Origin of the sequence: Ammonifex thiophilus (assembly GCF_003368535.1) — a bacterium.
Lineage (GTDB): Bacteria > Bacillota > Desulfotomaculia > Desulfotomaculales > Ammonificaceae > Ammonifex > Ammonifex thiophilus.
Genome location: NZ_QSLN01000098.1, coordinates 1 through 255 on the forward strand (window position 1 = coordinate 1; position 255 = coordinate 255).

At 59.6% G+C, this 255-nt stretch carries 1 pseudogene; it reads right to left on the reverse strand.

Going from position 1 to position 255, the window contains the following annotated elements:
- A pseudogene (locus DXX99_RS11635) lies at window positions 1-255 on the reverse strand (IS110 family RNA-guided transposase); the annotation flags it as partial.

The window sequence follows — 255 nt, forward strand, 5'->3', positions numbered from 1 at the left end:
CCGGGTGCCAGCACCCGGGAGGCTGGCAAAGATTAGGCTGTCGGGGTGGGACTTAAAAAGGCGGGTGATTTCCTCATCGTACTTCTTGATGGCCTCCAGGAGGGGCTCGAGTTGGGCGATCAGAACCAGCATAAATCGGCTTTTAGCTCTAACCACAGCCGGGCGTGCCTCGAGTTGCGGGGCGTGCAGCTGGGCGTAGATGCGCTGTGCGGTGAGGTTGGGTTTAGGGTGCCGGTGAGCCTTTAAAAAGGCAGC